Genomic DNA, 18,892 nt, shown 5'->3' on the forward strand with positions numbered 1-18,892 from the left:
CGTCGCCGTACAGAAAGGTGCGTTCCGATGACCGAGCACCACCACCTTCCGCCCGAGCTTGTCGTTTCTCCCGAGGCCCCCGACCGCAACCTCGCCCTTGAGCTGGTCCGCGTCACCGAGGCCGCCGCCATGGCCGCCGGCCGCTGGGTCGGCCGCGGCGACAAGATCGGCGCGGACGGGGCGGCGGTCAACGCCATGCGGACCCTGATCTCCACCGTCTCGATGAACGGCGTCGTCGTCATCGGCGAGGGCGAGAAGGACGAAGCCCCGATGCTCTTCAACGGCGAGCGGGTCGGCGACGGCACCGGCGCCGAGGTCGACATCGCCGTCGACCCGATCGACGGCACCACGCTCAACGCCAAGGGCATGCCCAACGCGATCGCCGTCCTGGCCGCCGCCGACCGCGGCACCATGTTCGACCCCTCCGCGGTCTTCTACATGGACAAGCTGGTCACCGGCCCCGAGGCCGCCGACTTCGTCGACATCAACGCCCCCGTCTCGGTCAACATCCGCCGGGTCGCCAAGGCGAAGAACTCCTCCCCCGAGGACATCACGGTCGTCATCCTGGACCGCCCGCGTCACGAGGGCATCGTCAAGGAGATCCGCGAGACCGGCGCCCGGATCAAGTTCATCTCGGACGGCGACGTCGCCGGTTCGATCATGGCCGTCCGCGAGGGCACCGGCGTCGACATGCTCATGGGCATCGGCGGCACCCCCGAGGGCATCATCTCCGCCTGCGCCATCAAGTGCCTCGGCGGCGTGATCCAGGGCAAGCTGTGGCCGAAGGACGACGCCGAGCGCCAGAAGGCGCTGGACGCGGGCCACGACCTGGACCGCGTGCTGTCCACGAACGACCTGGTCTCCGGCGACAACGTCTTCTTCGTCGCGACCGGCATCACCGACGGCGAGATCCTGCGCGGGGTGCGCTACCGCGCCGAGACGGCGACCACGCAGTCGCTGGTCATGCGCTCGAAGTCGGGCACGATCCGTCAGATCGACTCGACGCACCGGCTCTCGAAGCTGCGCGCGTACAGCAAGATCGACTTCGACCGCGCGAAGTAACGCTTCCGCACGGTGACGGTACGAAGAGGGGCGCCCCCATGTGCGGTGGGGGCGCCCCTTCTCGTACGGACCGGGGAAAGCTCCCGTGATCCCGCCGGCCCGCTCGTACGGGGCGGAGGAGGGTCTTGGCGGTCCTGTCGGCCCTCGTACGGACCGGGGAAAGGTTTCCGTGATCCCGCCGGCCCGCTCGTGCGGCCCGGGGGAGCGGCTTCGCGGGTCCCGTCAGCCCGCCTGGGCGATCCGCTCGGTCGCGGCCGCCTTCCGCAGCTCCACCTCGCGCCGCCTGCGCCGGGCGAGGACCACGCGGCGCTCGGCCGCCGTGAGCCCGCCCCACACGCCGTACGGCTCGGGCTGCAACAGCGCGTGCTCCCGGCACTCGACCATCACCGGACAGCGCGCGCAGACCCGCTTCGCCGCCTCCTCCCGCGCGAGCCGCGCGGCGGTCGGCTCCTTGGACGGGGCGAAGAAGAGCCCGGCCTCGTCCCGGCGGCACACCGCCTCCGCGTGCCATGGACCGCCCTCGTCCTCCCGGGCAGGGGCGCGCTGAGACGGTACGGCGGCGACCTGGAGGGGCTGATGCGGCGGTTGCAGCACGGTCTACTCCTGACGACGGCTACGCGAGCGAGCGGCGATGCCCCAGCCCTACCCGCTGTGCGCGCGCCTATGCACTGCGTGCCCCGCCGGTCCGCTCTGCGGATATCCGAGGGCGAATTCCGGTCACCCTCGGAAGGACGGCCCCGAGGACCGCCGCGCGGAGCCGCCGGCGACCCCCCGGACGGTCACTTGAGGTGCTTGCGGAGCTTGTCCTGGAGGTCGGTGATCCACTTGCCGCGCTTCGGGCGGGCCTCGACGTTCCCGAAGACCGAGAAGCCGTTGATGACGACGACCGGCGCCTGCGGGTCGACCCCCTCCAGGGTCACGACCTCGAAGTTCCCGAAGACGCCGCTGCCGCTGCCGCGCAGGCTGATGTTCTCCGGGACGCGCACCTCGACGTTCCCGAAGATGGAGGTGGCGTTGATGGTGGTCAGCCGCTGGGCGAAGATCGCCTCGGTCAGGTCGATCTCGATGTTCCCGAAGAGGGCGAAGGCGTTCGTCCGGCGGCTCACCCGCCAACGGCCCTTGCGGGTCGTGCTGGAGAAGATCGCGACGAGGTTGTCCGCGGGGCCCTCGGGGTCGTCGGAGCCCCAGGCGAAGGCGGGCTCGGACTCGCGGGCGGTCCGGGCGCCCGGGAGGTCGCGGACGATGGGCTCCAGCTCCCCGACGGTCTTGGCCCGGTAGACCGCGTCGATCCGGTCCGAGTGCTCCTCGGCGTCGAGCCGCCCCTCGGCCAGGGCGTCCCTGAGGATGTCCGCGATCCGGTCCCGGTCCGCGTCCGAGGCCCGCAGCGCGCCCGCCGGATCGGCGTAGGCGGGCTCCGCGAGGGCGGGCTCGGCGGGGGCGACCGGCCGCTGCGGCTGCGGCTGCTTCTCGGGTTCGGGCTGCTTTTCGAGGTCCACGGAGTCAGCCTAGCGACACGCGATAGATCGCGACCAGAGGGAGTGACCCGGGTCCACCCCCTAGGGGATCGCCCCGGACCGACCGCCGCCTCGGACCGGGGACCACCCCGGACCGACGACCGCCCCGGACCGGCGATCGCCCCGGACCGACGACCGCCCAGGACCCGGGACCACCCCGAACCGACGACCGCCCCGCACCGGGTCCGCCCCGAGCCGACGAGCTCCCCGCACCAGCGACCGCCCCGAACCCGCGACCGGTCACGGCCCTCTCCGGCCGGATTCCGCGCCAGGGGAAGGAAACGCGCCATTCCGGTGCGGTCCCCGCGGCTACTGAGCCTTACCTCACAGGATCGGCGCCGCCCCCGCGTCTTACGCTGGAGGGCGCGCTCGCCAACGGAGGCGGCGCAGCTGTCTGCCGAGTGAGGAATGGCCGCCGTCATGCCTGAGTTTGCGTACTCCGATCTGCTCCCCCTGGGAGAGGACACCACGCCCTACCGCCTGGTGACCTCCGAAGGTGTCTCCACCTTCGAGGCCGACGGGCGTACGTTCCTCAAGGTCGAGCCGGAGGCGCTGCGCACGCTCGCCGCCGAAGCGATCCACGACATCCAGCACTTCCTGCGCCCGGCCCACCTGGCCCAGCTGCGCCGGATCATCGACGACCCGGAGGCGTCGGGCAACGACAAGTTCGTCGCGCTCGACCTCCTCAAGAACGCGAACATCGCGGCCGCCGGCGTGCTGCCCATGTGCCAGGACACCGGCACCGCGATCGTCATGGGCAAGCGCGGCCAGAACGTGCTGACGCCGGGCCGCGACGAGGAGGCCCTGTCCAAGGGCATCTACGACGCGTACACCAAGCTGAACCTGCGCTACTCGCAGATGGCGCCGGTCACCATGTGGGAGGAGAAGAACACCGGCTCGAACCTGCCCGCGCAGATCGAGCTGTACGCGACGGACGGCGGCGCGTACAAGTTCCTCTTCATGGCCAAGGGCGGCGGCTCGGCCAACAAGTCCTTCCTCTACCAGGAGACCAAGGCGGTCCTGAACGAGGCCTCCATGATGAAGTTCCTGGAGGAGAAGATCCGCTCGCTCGGCACGGCCGCCTGCCCGCCGTACCACCTGGCGATCGTCGTCGGCGGCACGAGCGCCGAGTTCGCGCTGAAGACCGCGAAGTACGCCTCCGCGCACTACCTGGACGAGCTGCCCTCGGAGGGCTCGGCCGAGACCGGCCACGGCTTCCGCGACAAGGAGCTGGAGGAGAAGGTCTTCGAGCTGACGCAGAAGATCGGCATCGGCGCGCAGTTCGGCGGCAAGTACTTCTGCCACGACGTCCGCGTCGTCCGCCTCCCCCGCCACGGCGCCTCGCTGCCCGTCGCGATCGCCGTGTCCTGCTCGGCCGACCGCCAGGCCGTCGCGAAGATCACCGCCGAGGGCGTCTTCCTGGAGCAGCTGGAGACCGACCCGGCGCGCTTCCTGCCGGAGACCACCGAGGAGCAGCTCGCCTCGGACGAGGACGTCGTCAGGATCGACCTGAACCAGCCGATGGACGAGATCCTCGCGGAGCTGACCAAGTACCCGGTCAAGACCCGCCTCTCGCTGAGCGGCCCGCTGGTCGTGGCGCGCGACATCGCGCACGCCAAGATCAAGGAGCGGCTGGACGCGGGCGAGGACATGCCGCAGTACCTGAAGGACCACCCGGTGTACTACGCGGGCCCCGCGAAGACCCCCGAGGGCTACGCCTCCGGCTCCTTCGGTCCGACGACGGCCGGCCGCATGGACTCGTACGTGGAGCAGTTCCAGGCGGCGGGCGGCTCGAAGGTCATGCTGGCCAAGGGGAACCGCTCGCAGCAGGTCACGAACGCGTGCGGCACGCACGGCGGCTTCTACCTGGGCTCGATCGGCGGCCCCGCGGCGCGTCTGGCGCAGGACTGCATCAAGAAGGTCGAGGTCGTCGAGTACGAGGAGCTCGGCATGGAGGCGGTCTGGAAGATCGAGGTGGAGGACTTCCCGGCGTTCGTCGTCGTCGACGACAAGGGCAACGACTTCTTCCAGAACCCGGCGCCGGAGCCGACGTTCACCCACATCCCGGTGCGCGGCCCCGGCCTCGCCTGATTCCGTGGCGGCGCGCCGGCGTCAACCGATCCCCGGCGCGCGGCCGCCGGCCTCGCTGATCCCGCAGCGAGGCCGGCCCCGTCGCCGTGGCGCGGCCCGCCGTGCGCGGGCTCTCGCGAAGCCCCTGGTCCGTCCGCCGGACCGGGGGCTTCGTCGGTCTCCGCTCAGAAAGTCGCTACCGACCGGTAGCCTTCCCGTCGCCTACTGGTCAGTATGGGGCGCGAGCATGTCAACCACTGAGCCGGTCGACCACTCGGGAGCCCCCCATGCCCTCCGCCAAGGCCACCGCCACGGCCACCACCGCCCTCGGCCTGACGGCCCTCCTCGTCGTCGGCCCCGCGCCCTCGGCCTCCGCCGCCGACCCCGACACCCACGTCACCTCGGCCGCCGCCCTCGCCCACGTCGACTACACGACCTGGCGGCGTGACGTCGCCGCCGTCGTCGCCGAGGCCCGCCCGTACGTCGAGGCGCGCGCCGAGGACGCCGGCCGCGAGAAGCAGGCGATCGTCCTCGACATCGACAACAGCTCCCTGGAGACGGACTTCCACCCCTTCTGGGAGCTGCCGACCCCGGCCATCGCGGACGTCCGGGCGCTCGTCCGCGACGCCCACGCGCGCGGGGTCGCCGTCTTCTTCGTGACCGCCCGGCCCGGCATCATCTACTCCCTGACGGACTGGAACCTGAAGAAGGCCGGCTACCCCGTCGACGGTCTCTACGTGCGCTCGCTGCCCGACCTGTTCTCCGAGGTCAGCGCGTACAAGACGGAGAAGCGCGCGGAGATCGAGGCCAAGGGCTACACGATCATCGCGAACATCGGCAACAACACCACCGACCTGGTGGGCGGTCACGCCGAGCGCACCTTCAAGCTGCCGGACTACGGCGGCAAGCTGTCGTAGCGGTCGGAGATCATGGCCGCATGCCGGAGAGAACCCGACCGACCCGTACGCCCGCCGTCGCCGCCGTCCTCGTGACGGGCGCCCTGCTGACCGCCTGCGCCACCAGCCCCAAGCCCGACGCACCGGCGCCGGGCGGCGCGTCCGGGCGGTCCGCCCTCCCGGCCGCGGCCGCGACCCTCGGCGGTCCCGGCTCCGCCTGCGCGCTGCCCGTCTCCTTCGCGCTGGCGGAGGACTGGGAGCCGGAGGCGATCGAGGACCCCGAGGACCCGGAGTTCGCGGCGCTCACCCGGCAGGGGCCCGCCACCGTCCGCTGCGAGGTCGACGCCAAGCCGGCGGGGAACGTCGGCTACCTGCGGGTGTGGACGGCACCGAAGGGCTCGGCCGCCCGGGCCGCCCTCGAAGGCTTCGTGACGGCGGAGAAGGGGAGCGCGGCGGCCTCGTACCGGGAGACGCGGGCGGGCGCGCTGCCCGCGACCGAGGTGACCTACACGGTCGGCCCGAAGGAGGAGCGGGCCTTCGCCGTCTCCACCCCGAAGGCGACGGTCATCGTCCACCTCGGCGGCCTCGACACCGACGAGCACCGGGCGATGCTCCCGGCCTACGAGCTGGCACGGACCACGACGAAGGCGCTCTGAGGGCGGCGCGCGCAGTGCGTCGAGGACGGCGTCCGCCGGGCTCTGAGCGAGGCGCGCGCGGAGCACTGAGCACGCCGAGCACCGCCGGGAAGGACCGTGGCCCCCCGTCCCGCACCGGACGAGGGGCCACGGCGTACGTGGCGCCACGGCCCCCAGGGGGCCACGGCGTTCGAGGGGCCACGGCCCGCCGAGCGTTCGAGGGGTCACGGCCTTCGAGGCGCTACACGAACTTCTGGTTCGCCGAGCCGTCGCAGGTCTGGAGTCGGACCGGCTCCTTCGCGGCGCCCTGGGTGAGGCAGAGCCCGGTCGCGGCGGCGGGCCGGATCGTGGCGCCGTCGCGGACGAACTTCTGGTTGGCCGCTCCGGCGCAGTTCCAGACGATGAGCGCCTTGCCCGCCTGGTAGACCGCTCCCGGCACGTCCAGGCAGCGGTCCTGGGTGAGTTGGCTGTGGACGGTCTGCCGGGTGGAGTCGTACCACCAGCCCTGGTTGCGGCCGCCGTGGCAGTCCCAGCCGAGGACGGCGGTGCCGTTGGCGGACTCGGACGCGTTGACGTCCAGGCAGTTGCCGGTCGCCTGGTTCCTCAGCGGCTGGTACGCGTCGTCCCAGGCGACCGGGAAGAGCGCCGGGGCGCCGGAGGAGTTGACGTCCGCGCAGCTCGCCTCGCGCAGACCGGAGTTGTAGATCTGGGTCAGGCAGGAGGCGAAGGCGCCGTGGCCGCTCTTGTTGGGGTGGAAGGACTGGCGGACGGAGTTCTCGTCCAGGCCGCCGGGCTTGGAGAGGTCGACGTAGAGGCCCCGGGCCCAGGTGTCCTCCATGCAGACCTCGTGGCCGTGGAAGAGGCGCGAGTTGTCGAGGAAGGTGGCCCCGGTGTCGGCCGCGATCTTCCGCATGCCGCGTTCGAAGGCGGGCACGGCGGTGTTGCGGCCCCACTTGGTGTCGGAGTCGTAGCCCATGCCGCCGCAGGCGAGCTTGCCGGGGAAGTTCGGGTTGTCGCGGAAGTCGGGGCCGATCGGGCTGGGGTAGCCCATGACGACCAGCTTGTAGTCGCCGTCGGCGTATCCGGCGTCGCGCATGACGGACTTCAGGTCGCGGACGGTCTGCTCGACCTTGGGGACGAGCGCGTCGACGCGGCCCTGCCAGCCGGGGGCGTACTTGGGCTCGCAGGTGCCCTGGCTGAGCACGAACCGCTGGACGCAGTCGGTCATGACGGGCCCGAACTGGAGGTCGTCGTTGGCCCCGGCGACGAGCAGCACCATCTTGATGCGGGTGTTGCGCGCCTTGATCGCGAGGCTGTCGCTCTGGACGAGCTCGTCGGCGTACTGCTTGGAGCCGCCGATCCTGATGTTTCCGGTGTAGGCGCCGGAGCAGGCGACGTTGAAGGTGAGGTCCGCGGGGATCCCGGTGCGGTGGATGGCGGCGTCCGGGGAGCGGTGGCACCAGTTGGTGGGCCCGTTCGTGGGCGACTCGTACGTGCCGACGCCCTCGCCGGAGATCTCGCTGTCGCCGAGGGAGATCAGGCCGGTCCTGCGCTGGGCGAGCGGGCGTTCCTCCGGGCTGCCGTAGATCCTGGTGGCCTCGGCGGCCCGGATCGCCTCCAGCTCGGGGGAGAGCGGTACGGAGGTGATTCCGGCCGCCGCGCTCGTGTCGGCCGCGCCGGCGGGGGCGGCGGCGGTCATGCTGCCGAGGGCCGCCGCCGCGGCGGCGACGGCCGCGACGGGCCAGCGGAGTCTGTACCTGGTGCGCTTCACTGCGCCTCCTGGAAGTGGGGTTACCCACGGTTTCTACTGGCCGGTACGCGCCTTGGGAATACATCGAACAAGAGAAGTGCTCATCTTTTTCAGGAGGTTGACCGACCATGAACCATGACGACGGATACCGGATCGAGCACGACTCCATGGGTGAGGTGCGGGTCCCCGCGCACGCCAAGTGGCGGGCCCAGACCCAGCGGGCCGTGGAGAACTTCCCGGTCTCCGGACAGCGCCTGGAGCGGGCCCACATCGAGGCCCTGGCCCGGATCAAGGCGGCCGCCGCCCAGGTCAACGCCGAGCTGGGGGTGATCGGGAAGGACCGCGCGGAGGCGATCGTCTCGGCGGCCGAGGAGGTCGCCGAGGGGCGCTGGGACGAGCACTTCCCCGTGGACGTCTTCCAGACCGGCTCGGGCACCTCGTCCAACATGAACACCAACGAGGTGATCGCCACCCTCGCCACCGAGCGGCTCCCCGAGGGCGAGGAGGTCCACCCCAACGACCACGTCAACGCCTCGCAGTCCTCGAACGACGTCTTCCCCTCGTCCATCCACATCGCGGCCACCGGCGCCGTCACCCGCGACCTGATCCCGGCCCTCGACCACCTGGCCGCCGCCCTGGAGCGAAAATCGGCCGAATTCGCGTCGGTGGTGAAGTCCGGCCGTACGCATCTGATGGACGCCACCCCGGTCACCCTGGGCCAGGAGTTCGGCGGCTACGCGGCGCAGGTCAGGTACGGCGTGGAGCGGCTGCGGGCCGCCCTTCCCCGACTCGCCGAACTCCCCCTCGGCGGTACGGCGGTGGGCACCGGCATCAACACCCCGGCCGGCTTCTCGGCGGCCGTCATCGCCGAGGTCGCCCGGGCCACGGGACTGCCGCTGACGGAGGCCCGCGACCACTTCGAGGCCCAGGGGGCCCGCGACGCCCTGGTGGAGACGTCCGGGCAGCTCCGGACCATCGCCGTCTCCCTCACCAAGATCTCCAACGACCTGCGCTGGATGGCCAGCGGGCCGCGCACCGGACTCGCCGAGATCAACCTCCCCGATCTCCAGCCCGGCTCCTCGATCATGCCGGGCAAGGTGAACCCGGTGATCCCCGAGGCCGTCCTGATGGTCGCCGCGCAGGTGACCGGAAACGACACCACGGTCGCGGTGGCGGGCGCCGCCGGGAACTTCGAGCTCAACGTGATGCTGCCGGTGATGGCCAAGAACCTCCTGGAGTCCGTACGGCTGCTCGCCAACGCCTCCCGGCTGCTCGCCGACCGCACCGTGGACGGGATCACGGCGAACGCGGAACGCGCCCGCGAGTACGCCGAGTCCTCGCCCTCCGTGGTCACCCCGCTGAACCAGTACATCGGGTACGAGGAGGCCGCGAAGGTCGCCAAGAAGTCGCTCGCGGAGCGGAAGACCATCCGCGAGGTCGTGCTGGAGTCCGGCTACGTCGAGCGGGGCGACCTCACCGTCGAGCAGCTGGACGAGGCGCTGGACGTGCTGCGGATGACGCGCCCGTAGGACGGACGGGCGCCCCGCGCGCGAGGCGGGCACGAGAGACGCGCGAGGCGGGCGCGGGAGAGGTGACCGGCCGGTAGCGTCCGGCCGGTAGCCGACTCCCCGTGATCTGTGCCGCAGCGGTCGTGGGAGCGCGCCCCTAAGATCTGCGCATGACAGGATCGGACGGCTCACAGCACTGGGCGCCGGGGGAGCACATCCTCTGGCGCTACCGCGGCAACGGCACCGGAGACGTGCACATCTGCCGTCCGGTGACGGTCGTCCGTGACACCCCGGAGCTGCTCGCGGTCTGGATGGCGCCCGACACCGAGTGCGTCCGCCCCGTGCTCACCGACGGCACCGCCGTCCACGAGGAGCCGCTCGCCACCCGCTACACGGCGCCGCGCACCACCGAGCGCACGCGCTGGGCGGGCAGCGGGGTGCTCAAACTGGCCCGGCCCGACGAGCCGTGGTCGGTCTGGCTGTTCTGGGAGCGCGGCTGGCGCTTCCGCAGCTGGTACGTGAACCTGGAGGAGCCGCGGGTCCGCTGGTCCGGCGGCGTCGACTCCGAGGACCACTTCCTCGACATCTCCGTCTACCCCGACCACAGCTGGCTGTGGCGGGACGAGGACGAGTTCGCGCAGGCCCAGCGCTCCGGCCTGATGAGCCCTCGGCAGGCCGCCGGGGTGCGGGCGGCCGGAGAGCGGGCGGTGGAGCGCATCAAGCGGTGGGGGACGCCGTTCGCGGACGGCTGGGAGGACTGGCGGCCCGATCCGGCCTGGCGCGTCCCGGAGCTGCCGGCGGACTGGGATCGCACTCCGGCGCACACGGCGTCGTGAGACCCTTGATGCGCCCCCGGGGTTCAAACGTAGGATCGTCCTCCGCACGGCAGAGACGGACCGGACACCACGTCAGACCCACCGGACAGCACGCCAACGACGGATCACAGCACAGGACCTGACCAGAAGTCATCCACGAGGGGGAGAACAGTGCCGGACGTGCGCCCGGGTGTTCCCACCCCTGCCGTTGCCGCGGCTCGCGGAGCGTCGAGATCCGCCGCGTCCGAGGGGTTTATCCCCGGCGAAGGCGCGGCATCGGCGAGAAGAGCGAGTGCGTCGCACCACCGGCCCGGACGGACGGAATCCCACGCGTGACGGAGCATCCCACCTCCCACGAAGGCCGGCAGCCCCTGGCTGCCCGGCCGCAGGAACGCGCGCGCCCTCGCCAGGAGGCGGCGGCCGGCCTGCCCTCCGACGTGCCCGCCCAGCCGGGCGGACCCACGGTCCCGGGCCAGGACGCGCCCGCGCAGGACGCCCCCGGCGGCGCGGTCCGCCCGGGCGGTCCGCAGCGCCCGGCCGCGCCCGGTGGCCCCGGCTCCCCCGGCGCCGTCGCCGTCGCCGTCTCCCCGCAGCCGCCCGGCGGGGACGGCCTCGCGCGCCGGGAGGGCGACCGGCTGCGGTTCGTCGGCGCCGCGACCCGGCGCATCGCGCGCGGCATCGACCTGGACGAGATCGTCCTCGGTCTGTGCCGTGCCACCGTGCCGACCTTCTCCGACGAGATCCTGGTCTACCTCCGCGACCCGCTCCCGGTGGGCGACGAGCGTCCGGTGGCGCCCTTCGTGCTGCGGCTGCGCCGCAGCGACCGGCTGCGGTTAAGCGATGCGGAGGGCGAGGAGCTTCTCCTCGTACCCGATCCGGACCCGACCCCCGCAGCCGAACTCTGCGAGGTGCGGGGCGGCGGGGCGCTGGCCGAGGTGCTGCGCGGGGTGCGGCCGGTCTTCGGCGACTCCGCGGCCGCGAAGGCGGCGCTGGCCGAACTGCTCGGGCCCGAGCACCCGCTGCCCGGCGGGCTGCGCGCCGTCCTCGCGCCACTGCGCGGCCGCCGCCGGGTGATCGGCGCCGCCGTCTTCCTGCGCCGCCCGGAGCGGGCCGGATTCGAGCCGAACGACCTGCTCGTGGCGGCCCAGCTGGCGACCCACACGGCGCTCGGCATCGACAAGGCCGTGCTGTACGGCCGCGAGGCGTACATCGCGGACGAGCTCCAGCGGACGATGCTGCCGGACTCGCTGCCGCAGCCGACCGGCGTCCGGCTCGCGTCGCGCTACCTGCCGGCGGCGGAGACCGCCCGGGTCGGCGGCGACTGGTACGACGCGATCCCGCTGCCCGGCAGCAGGGTCGCCCTCGTCGTCGGCGACGTCATGGGCCACTCCATGACCTCGGCGGCGATCATGGGCCAGCTGCGCACCACGGCGCAGACCCTGGCCGGTCTCGACCTGCCTCCGCAGGAGGTCCTGCACCACCTGGACGAGCAGGCGCAGCGGCTGGGCGAGAACCGGATGGCGACCTGCATGTACGCGGTGTACGACCCGGTCTCGCACCGGATCACCGTCGCCAACGCGGGCCATCCGCCGCCGATACTGCTCCACCTGGGCGGCCGCGCCGAGGTGCTGCGGGTGCCGCCCGGCGCCCCGATCGGGGTCGGCGGGGTGGACTTCGAGGCGGTGGAGCTGGACGCCCCGGCCGGCGCCACGCTGCTGCTCTACACGGACGGTCTGGTCGAGTCCCGGCTGCGGGACGTGTGGACCGGGATCGAGCAGCTGCGGGAGCGCCTCGCGGCGACCGCGCAGCTGACGGGCCCGGACCACTCGCCTCCGCTGGAGGCGCTCTGCGACGACGTCCTCGACATGCTGGGTCCGGGCGACCGGGACGACGACATCGCGCTGCTCGCGGCGCGGTTCGACGGGATCGCGCCGAGCGACGTGGCGTACTGGTTCCTGGAACCGGAGGACGCGGCCCCGGGCCGGGCCCGGCGGCTGGCCCGGCGGGCGCTGGCCCGCTGGGACCTGGAGGAGCTGACGGACTCGGTCGAGCTGCTGATCAGCGAGGTCGTGACGAACGCCGTGCGGTACGCGGAGCGCCCGGTGACGCTGCGACTGCTCCGGACGGACGTGCTGCGCTGCGAGGTCGGCGACGACTCCCCGCAGCTGCCCCGGCAGCGGCGGGCGCGGGACACGGACGAGGGCGGGCGCGGGCTCTTCCTGGTGAACCGGCTGGCCCGGCGCTGGGGGGCGACCCGTCTCTCGGGCGGCAAGGTCGTCTGGTTCGAGCTGGCGACCCGTACCTGACGCGGGGCGGGAGCCATCGCGTACGACGGAAGGCCGGACCCCTGTGCGGGTCCGGCCTTCGGTCGTTCGTCAGCGGGGCGGGCCGCCCGTGCTGTTCGCGTCGGGGCCGCCGCCCGTGTCCGGCGGCTGGACCGTCGTCGGCTGGGACGTCGGCTCCTCGGTCTCCGTCGGCTCCTGGGTGGGCTCCGGCGGCGTGGTGACCGGGTCGGTCGTGGGCTGCGACGGCGTGGTGGCCGTCGGGGTCGGCGGGGCCGTCGGGTCCGGCGAGGCCGTGGTCGGGTCCTGCGTCGGCTCCTCGGTCTCCGGGGCCTCGGTGGTCGGGGTCGGGTCGGGCGTCGTGCCGTCGCCGGGGGCGCCGCCCTCGGTCTCCAGGTCGAAGGAGGCGTCCGAGCCGCCGTTCAGGGCGCGCTCGGTGTAGTCGCCCCAGATCTGGGCGGGCGTGCGGCCACCGTTGGCGCGGCCCGGGTTGATGGTGTCGGTGAGGGTGACCTGGTTGCCCTTGGCGTCCTCGCCGAAGAGGCCGACGGCGGTGACGAGCTCGGGGGTGTAGCCGACGAACCAGGCCGAGCGGTTGTTCTCGGAGGTGCCGGTCTTGCCGGCGGCCTCGTAGTCGCCGGCGGCGCGGGAGCCGGAGCCGCTCTTCACGACGCCCGTCATGGCCCGGGTGGCGGTGTCGGCGGCCTCGCGGCTGATGACCTGCTCGCCGATCGCCTTGCCGCCCTGGACCGTGCGGTCCTTGTGCGTGGCGGTCTTCACCAGGGTCGGGGTGACCTTCTTGCCGTGGTTGTCGAGCGTGGCGTAGGCGCCGGCCATGTCCATGGTCGAGGCGCCCATGGTGCCGAGGGAGATGGCGGGGGTCTCCGGGAAGTCCGCGCCGTCCTTCAGGCCGAGGGCGAGGGCGGTCCGCTTGGCCTTGGCCGGGGTGACGTCGACGATCATCTGGGCGAAGACCGAGTTGATCGAGCTGTTGGTGGCCTTCTGGACGGTGACGGGGCCGTAGCTCTCGTCATCCTCGTTCTCCGGCGCGAAGGCGATGGGGCTGCCGACGACGGGTCGCCGGCTGTCGCCGCTGTAGATGGTGCCGAGGCCGATCCTGCGGCCGTCCTGGGTGGTCGAGCCGTTGTCGACGGCGGAGGCGAGGACGATCGGCTTGAAGGTGGAGGCGGGCTGGTAGTCGCGGCGGGTGGCGTTGGACATCCAGTGCTGGGTGGCGCCGACTCCGCCGTACATCGCGACGACCGCCCCGGTCTTCGGGTCCACGGAGGTGGCGCCGGCCTGGACGGTGGCCTGCTTCTTGTCGTTCTCGCGGTCGAGCTTGGCCTCCAGCTGCTTGTCGACCGCCTTGACGAGGTCCTTCTGCTTCTTCTCGTCGATGTTGAGGGTGATCGTCCAGCCGCCGGCCTTGATGTCCTCCTCGCTGACGCCCTGGCGCATCAGCTCCTGGTTGGCGGCCTCGACGATGTAGCCGGTCTGGCCCTCCATGCCGGGGAGCGGCTTGGGCTTCTGCGGGACGGGGAACTTCATGCCGGCGCGCTCGGAGGGGCTGAGCCAGCCCTCGCCGACCATGTTGTCGAGGACGTAGTTCCAGCGCTGCTCGACGAGCTTGCGGCCGGTGGCGTTGGCGGAGGTCCAGTCGTACTGGTTGGGCGCCTGGAGCAGCGAGGCGAGGTAGGCGCCCTGCGCGGTGGTGAGCTGGGTGGCGTCGACGCCGTAGTACGAGCGGGCGGCGGCCTGGACACCGTAGGCGCTGCGCCCGTAGTAGCTGGTGTTCATGTACCCGGCGAGGATCTCGCTCTTGCTGGACTTCTGGTCGACCTTGATGGCTATGACCATTTCCTTGAGCTTGCGCGTCGCGGTCTGGTCCTGGCTCAGGTAGAAGTTCTTGACGTACTGCTGGGTGATCGTCGAGCCGCCCTGCTTGCCCTTGCCGGTGATGGTGTTCCAGGCGGCGCGGGTGGTGCCCTTGATGTCGACGCCGTTGTCCTTGTAGAAGGTCTTGTTCTCGGCGGCGACGAACGCCTCCTGGACCTTCAGGGGGATCTTGTCGAGGCCGACGATCTCGCGGTTGATCCGGCCCGTGCGGGCGAGGACCTTGCCGTTCGCGTACTTGTAGATGTTGCTCTGCATGGTCGCCTCGGCGTTGGCCGACGGCACCGGGACCAGCAGGTAGACGACGTACAGGGCGCCCATGCCGAGGAGGCAGAACACGAAGAAGGTGCCCAGGAGCTTCTTCCAGGTGAAGAGCCGGCGTATGCCGCGTTTCTTCGCCTTGCCCTTGTCCGGTCGGCCCATGTGTCCAGTCGCTCCTCGTCGTGTGTCCGGCGCCCTCGGTGCTGAGCCCGTTCGCGCCGGATCAGCTCAGCAAGCTAACACCGACGAGCCGGACATAGGACAACCGATCACGTCTTTTCCGGACGTGAGAATCAGCACCCACGCCCAGAGGAACCGACGTTCGGGCGGCCCGGATGGTTGCGTGAGGGACCGCTTCCGCTTGGCGACCGCGCCCTGACCGTGGCTATACATCAGGGGTATACACCCCGTGTACAGTGACCGTCATGTCCATCGGTCACACTCTGCTCGGGCTCCTGGAGTCCGGACCGCGCCACGGCTACGACCTCAAGCGCGCCTTCGACGAGAAGTTCGGCCAGGACCGGCCGCTCCACTACGGCCAGGTCTACTCGACCATGTCCCGGCTCCTGAAGAACGGCCTGGTCGTCGTCGACGGCATCGAGGCCGGCGGCGGCCCCGAGCGGAAGCGCTACGCCATCACCGAGGCCGGCATCACCGATGTCGCCCAGTGGCTCGCCACGCCCGAGAAGCCGGAGCCGTACCTCCACTCCACGCTCTACACCAAGGTCGTCCTCGCCCTGCTGACCGGCCGCGGGGCCGCCGGCCTCCTCGACACCCAGCGCGCCGAGCACCTGCGCCTGATGCGCGAGCTCACCCGGCGCAAGCGCGACGGCGACCTCGCCGACCAGCTCATCTGCGACCACGCCCTCTTCCACCTGGAGGCGGACCTGCGCTGGCTCGAACTGACCGCCGCCCGCCTCGACGCGCTCGCCGAGGAGGTCCGCCGATGAGCACCGCCCCGCTGCTGCGCGCCACCGGCCTGGACAAGACCTACGGCCCGACCCCGGCGCTCGCGGGCGCCGACTTCGCCCTCCGGGCCGGCGAGGTCGTCGCCGTCATGGGCCCCTCCGGCTCCGGCAAGTCGACGCTCCTCCACTGCCTGGCCGGCATCGTGCGCCCCGACGCCGGGACGATCACCTACGACGGCCGCGAGCTCACCGCCCTCTCCGACGGCGCGCGCAGCTCCCTGCGCCGCACCGACTTCGGCTTCGTCTTCCAGTTCGGCCAGCTCGTCCCCGAGCTGACCTGCGTCGAGAACGTCGCCCTGCCGCTCCGTCTGAACGGCGAGAAGCGGAAGGCCGCCGAGGCCAGGGCCACCGAGTGGCTCGCCCGCCTGGAGGTCGACTCCGTCGGCGGCAAGCGCCCCGGCGAGATATCCGGCGGCCAGGGCCAGCGCGTCGCCGTCGCCCGCGCCCTGGTCACCGCCCCGCGCGTGATCTTCGCCGACGAGCCGACCGGCGCCCTCGACTCCCTCAACGGCGAGCGGGTCATGCGGCTCCTCACCGACGCCTCCCGGGACACCGGCGCCGCCGTCGTCCTCGTCACCCACGAGGCCCGGGTCGCCGCGTACTCCGACCGCGAGGTCGTCGTCCGGGACGGTGCGGTACGGGACGCGGAGTGGGCCGCATGAGCCTCGGCACCTGGGCCCGCGACCTGACGCTCGGCGCCCGGTTCGCGGTCACCGGCGGCCGCTCCGGCCTGCTCCGCACCGCCCTGACCGCCACCGGCGTCGGCTTCGGCGTGGCGCTGCTGCTGCTCGCCGCCTCCTTCCCGAACATGCTCTTCCAGCGCGAGGTGCGGGAATCGGTCCGCGCCGTCGACGGCAGCGAGTCGGTCACCTCGCCCCGCCCCGACTCCTTCCTCCACCTGAGCCGGACCACCGTCTACCGGGACGACACCGTCAGCGGACTGCTGCTGCGCCCCGAGGGCGACCGGCCCCCGCTGCCGCCCGGCGCCCCGGCCTTCCCCGGCACCGGCGAGATGCTGGTCTCCCCCGCGCTCGGGAAGCTGCTCGACTCCCCCGACGGCGCGCTCCTGCGGGAGCGGCTCCCCTACGAGGTCGTCGGGACGATCGGCCCGGCCGGACTCATCGGCCCGGCCGACCTCCGGTACGTCGCCCACGTCGACTTCCTGGACACGGAGAACTACGACGGGCGCGGCGTACGGTACGGCTGGTCCGTCCCCGAGGAGCCGCTGAACGCGTTCCTGATCCTCCTCGTCGTCGTCGCCTGCGTCGTCCTGCTCCTGCCGGTGCTCGTCTTCGTCGCGACCGCCGTCCGCTTCGGCGGCGAGCAGCGCGACCGGCGGCTCGCCGCCCTGCGGCTGATCGGCGCGGACACCGCCATGACCCGGCGGATCGCGGCCGGCGAGTCCCTCGCGGGCGCGCTGCTCGGGCTCCTGGTGGGCGCCGGACTCTTCCTCGCGGCCCGGCAGTTCGCCGGTGCCTTCACCATCTGGGACGTCAACGCCTACCCCGGCGACGTCGTGCCGATGACCGCCCTCGCCGCGCTCGTCCTCGCCGTCGTCCCGGTCGCCTCGGTCGTGGTGAGCCTCTTCGCCCTGCGCGGCGTGGCCATCGAGCCGCTCGGCGTCGTGCGGACCGCGACCCCGCGCCGCCGCCGGCTGTGGTGGCGGCTGCTGCTCCTCGCGGCCGGCCCGGCGATCCTCCTCCCGCGCGCCGACAGCGTCCGCATGAACGACACCTCCCTCGACACCGTGGCCGTCGTGGCCGGCACCACGCTCGGCCTGATCGGCCTCACCGCGCTGCTGCCGTGGCTCGTGGAGGCGGGCGTGAAGCGGCTGCACGCCGGACCGGTGGCCTGGCAGCTCGCGGTCCGCAGGCTCCAGCTGAGCAGCGGCACGGCGGCCCGCGCGGTCAGCGGCATCGTCGTCGCGGCCACCGGGGCGATCGCCCTCCAGATGCTCTTCCAGGCGATGGAGCACGACTTCACCCAGGGCAGCGGCGAGGACACCACCCGCGCCCAGATCACCGTCGGCACCGACGCGCGGACCGCCGGCGAGGCCCGCGGGATCATCGACCGCGTCGCCGGGACCGAGGGCGTCGCCGGGGTGAGCGGCACCGTGGAGTCACGCGTGTGGCGCCCCGGGCCGCTGAAGGCCGGCGAGGACTTCTCCCCCATGGCCTCGCTGCGGGTCGGCGACTGCCCCTCCCTCCGGGAGTTCGCCACGCTCCCCTCCTGCCGCGACGGCGACGTCTTCATCCTCCTCGGGCACGGGGTCCAGGGCACTCCGCCCGACACGATCGTCACCCGGACCGCCCGGCCCGGCGCCCTGGTCGCCCTGCGCGACCCGCATCCGCACCCGAGCGCGCCGAAGCCCCCCGCGGGCGACCCGCCGCCGCCGTGGCGCATCCCCGCCACGGCGAGGACCGTGGACGCCCGCCCCGATCCCACGGGCACGTACCAGTACGGCGTCCTCGCCACCCCGTCGGCGATCGGCGCTCTCCCGCTCGACGAGCCCACGGCGGCGGTCATGGTCCGGCTCGACCCGGCCGTGCCGGACGCCGCCGACCTCGTACGGAACGAGGCGGACGCCATCGACCCGACGTCCTGGGTCCGCACCCTGAAGGACACCGAGCGCGACGCGGCGTTCTCCAGCGTCCGCACCGGGATCCTCGTCGGCTCCACCCTGACGATGCTCCTGGTGGCGGCCTCGCTGCTGGTCGCGACCCTGGAGCAGCTCAGGGACCGCAAGCGGCTGCTGTCCTCGCTGGTCGCCTTCGGCACCCGCCGCTCGACCCTGAGCTGGTCGGTGCTGTGGCAGACGGCGGTGCCGATCCTCCTGGGACTGGCCCTGTCCGTCGCGGGCGGCCTCGGCCTCGGGAGGGTCCTGCTGGGCATGAGCGGGCAGCCGGTCGTGGACTGGTGGGGCTTCCTGCCGGTCGTCGGGGTCGGCCTCGCGCTGATCGCGGGCGTGACGCTGCTGAGCCTGCCGGTGCTGTGGCGCCTGATGCGGGCGGACGGGCTGCGCACGGAGTAACCCGTCGTTCGCGCGTACGAGAGGGGCGGGGGGGGGCGGGGCCCGGGGGGGGGGGGGGGGGCCCCCCCCCCCCCCCCCGCGCGGGCCCCCCCCCGGGCCCGGCCCCCCCCCCCCCCCCCCCCCCCCCCCCCCCCCCCCCCCGGGGGGCCCCCCCCCCCCCCCCGGGGGACACCGGGTGATAAGAGGGCCCCCCCGCCGGCCCCCCCC

14 protein-coding genes are annotated in these 18,892 nt (G+C 72.7%); 10 read left to right on the plus strand and 4 right to left on the minus strand.

What is annotated here, in order from left to right; genetic code table 11:
* Positions 1 to 27 precede the first annotated feature (27 nt).
* Positions 28 to 1,062 (plus strand): class II fructose-bisphosphatase, encoded by a 1,035-nt coding sequence (gene glpX / locus ACFYXU_RS02985; RefSeq protein ID WP_329854066.1) that lies wholly within the window; start codon positions 28 to 30, stop codon positions 1,060 to 1,062.
* 222 nt (positions 1,063 to 1,284) lie between these two features.
* On the opposite strand, the gene ACFYXU_RS02990 is transcribed toward glpX, so the two are convergent.
* Together ACFYXU_RS02990 and ACFYXU_RS02995 are read right to left on the minus strand one after the other, a co-directional pair.
* Positions 1,285 to 1,656 carry a WhiB family transcriptional regulator gene (locus tag ACFYXU_RS02990; RefSeq protein WP_329854067.1) on the minus strand — a complete coding sequence of 124 codons (372 nt, stop codon included), beginning with the start codon at positions 1,654 to 1,656 and terminating at the stop codon, positions 1,285 to 1,287.
* A 185-nt stretch (positions 1,657 to 1,841) separates the two neighbouring features.
* A complete protein-coding gene (locus ACFYXU_RS02995; protein WP_329854068.1) occupies positions 1,842 to 2,558 on the minus strand; it encodes a DUF1707 domain-containing protein in 717 nt (238 codons plus the stop codon).
* Positions 2,559 to 2,996: 438 nt separating this feature from the next.
* Between ACFYXU_RS02995 and ACFYXU_RS03000 the strand changes: the two genes are divergently transcribed.
* From ACFYXU_RS03000 to ACFYXU_RS03010, 3 genes are all read left to right on the plus strand, one after another.
* The gene (locus ACFYXU_RS03000; protein ID WP_376512653.1) at positions 2,997 to 4,667 is read left to right on the plus strand and encodes a fumarate hydratase; all 1,671 of its coding nucleotides are present in this window, start codon (positions 2,997 to 2,999) and stop codon (positions 4,665 to 4,667) included.
* A gap of 266 nt (positions 4,668 to 4,933) precedes the next feature.
* On the plus strand, positions 4,934 to 5,563 hold the full coding sequence (locus ACFYXU_RS03005; protein WP_361395978.1) for an HAD family acid phosphatase: 630 nt from the start codon (positions 4,934 to 4,936) through the stop codon (positions 5,561 to 5,563).
* A 20-nt stretch (positions 5,564 to 5,583) separates the two neighbouring features.
* Positions 5,584 to 6,198 carry a lipoprotein gene (locus ACFYXU_RS03010; protein ID WP_389456302.1) on the plus strand — a complete coding sequence of 205 codons (615 nt, stop codon included), beginning with the start codon at positions 5,584 to 5,586 and terminating at the stop codon, positions 6,196 to 6,198.
* A gap of 220 nt (positions 6,199 to 6,418) precedes the next feature.
* On the opposite strand, the gene ACFYXU_RS03015 is transcribed toward ACFYXU_RS03010, so the two are convergent.
* Entirely contained in the window at positions 6,419 to 7,948 is a 1,530-nt protein-coding gene (locus ACFYXU_RS03015) for a ricin-type beta-trefoil lectin domain protein (protein ID WP_389456304.1), read from the minus strand.
* Positions 7,949 to 8,055: 107 nt separating this feature from the next.
* On the opposite strand from ACFYXU_RS03015, the gene ACFYXU_RS03020 reads away from it, so the two are divergent.
* From ACFYXU_RS03020 to ACFYXU_RS03030, 3 genes are all read left to right on the plus strand, one after another.
* Complete coding sequence (locus ACFYXU_RS03020; RefSeq protein ID WP_376512659.1) at positions 8,056 to 9,456, plus strand: class II fumarate hydratase; 1,401 nt, start codon at positions 8,056 to 8,058, stop codon at positions 9,454 to 9,456.
* 149 nt (positions 9,457 to 9,605) lie between these two features.
* On the plus strand, positions 9,606 to 10,271 hold the full coding sequence (locus ACFYXU_RS03025) for a DUF402 domain-containing protein (protein ID WP_389407967.1): 666 nt from the start codon (positions 9,606 to 9,608) through the stop codon (positions 10,269 to 10,271).
* A 311-nt stretch (positions 10,272 to 10,582) separates the two neighbouring features.
* Entirely contained in the window at positions 10,583 to 12,556 is a 1,974-nt protein-coding gene (locus ACFYXU_RS03030; protein ID WP_389456307.1) for a SpoIIE family protein phosphatase, read from the plus strand.
* 69 nt (positions 12,557 to 12,625) lie between these two features.
* Here the strand turns inward: ACFYXU_RS03030 and ACFYXU_RS03035 are convergent, their stop codons facing one another.
* Positions 12,626 to 14,848: a transglycosylase domain-containing protein gene (locus tag ACFYXU_RS03035; protein WP_389456309.1), complete on the minus strand. Its 2,223-nt coding sequence runs from the start codon at positions 14,846 to 14,848 to the stop codon at positions 12,626 to 12,628.
* 263 nt (positions 14,849 to 15,111) lie between these two features.
* Here ACFYXU_RS03035 and ACFYXU_RS03040 point away from each other — a divergent pair, with 263 nt between their 5' ends.
* From ACFYXU_RS03040 to ACFYXU_RS03050, 3 genes are read left to right on the plus strand one after another with little or no spacing between them, the layout of a single operon-like run.
* Entirely contained in the window at positions 15,112 to 15,636 is a 525-nt protein-coding gene (locus tag ACFYXU_RS03040) for a PadR family transcriptional regulator (RefSeq protein ID WP_329854080.1), read from the plus strand.
* Positions 15,633 to 16,316, plus strand: coding sequence for an ABC transporter ATP-binding protein (locus ACFYXU_RS03045; protein WP_361396002.1), 684 nt, complete (start codon positions 15,633 to 15,635; stop codon positions 16,314 to 16,316). The genes ACFYXU_RS03040 and ACFYXU_RS03045 overlap by 4 nt, the downstream gene beginning before the upstream one ends.
* Positions 16,313 to 18,685, plus strand: a complete 2,373-nt coding sequence (locus ACFYXU_RS03050) for an FtsX-like permease family protein (RefSeq protein WP_389456312.1) — start codon at positions 16,313 to 16,315, stop codon at positions 18,683 to 18,685. The genes ACFYXU_RS03045 and ACFYXU_RS03050 overlap by 4 nt, the downstream gene beginning before the upstream one ends.
* The last annotated feature ends 207 nt before the right edge of the window (positions 18,686 to 18,892 follow it).

Source organism: Streptomyces sp. NPDC002232 (assembly GCF_042890295.1).
In the GTDB taxonomy this organism is placed as follows: Bacteria; Actinomycetota; Actinomycetes; order Streptomycetales; family Streptomycetaceae; genus Streptomyces.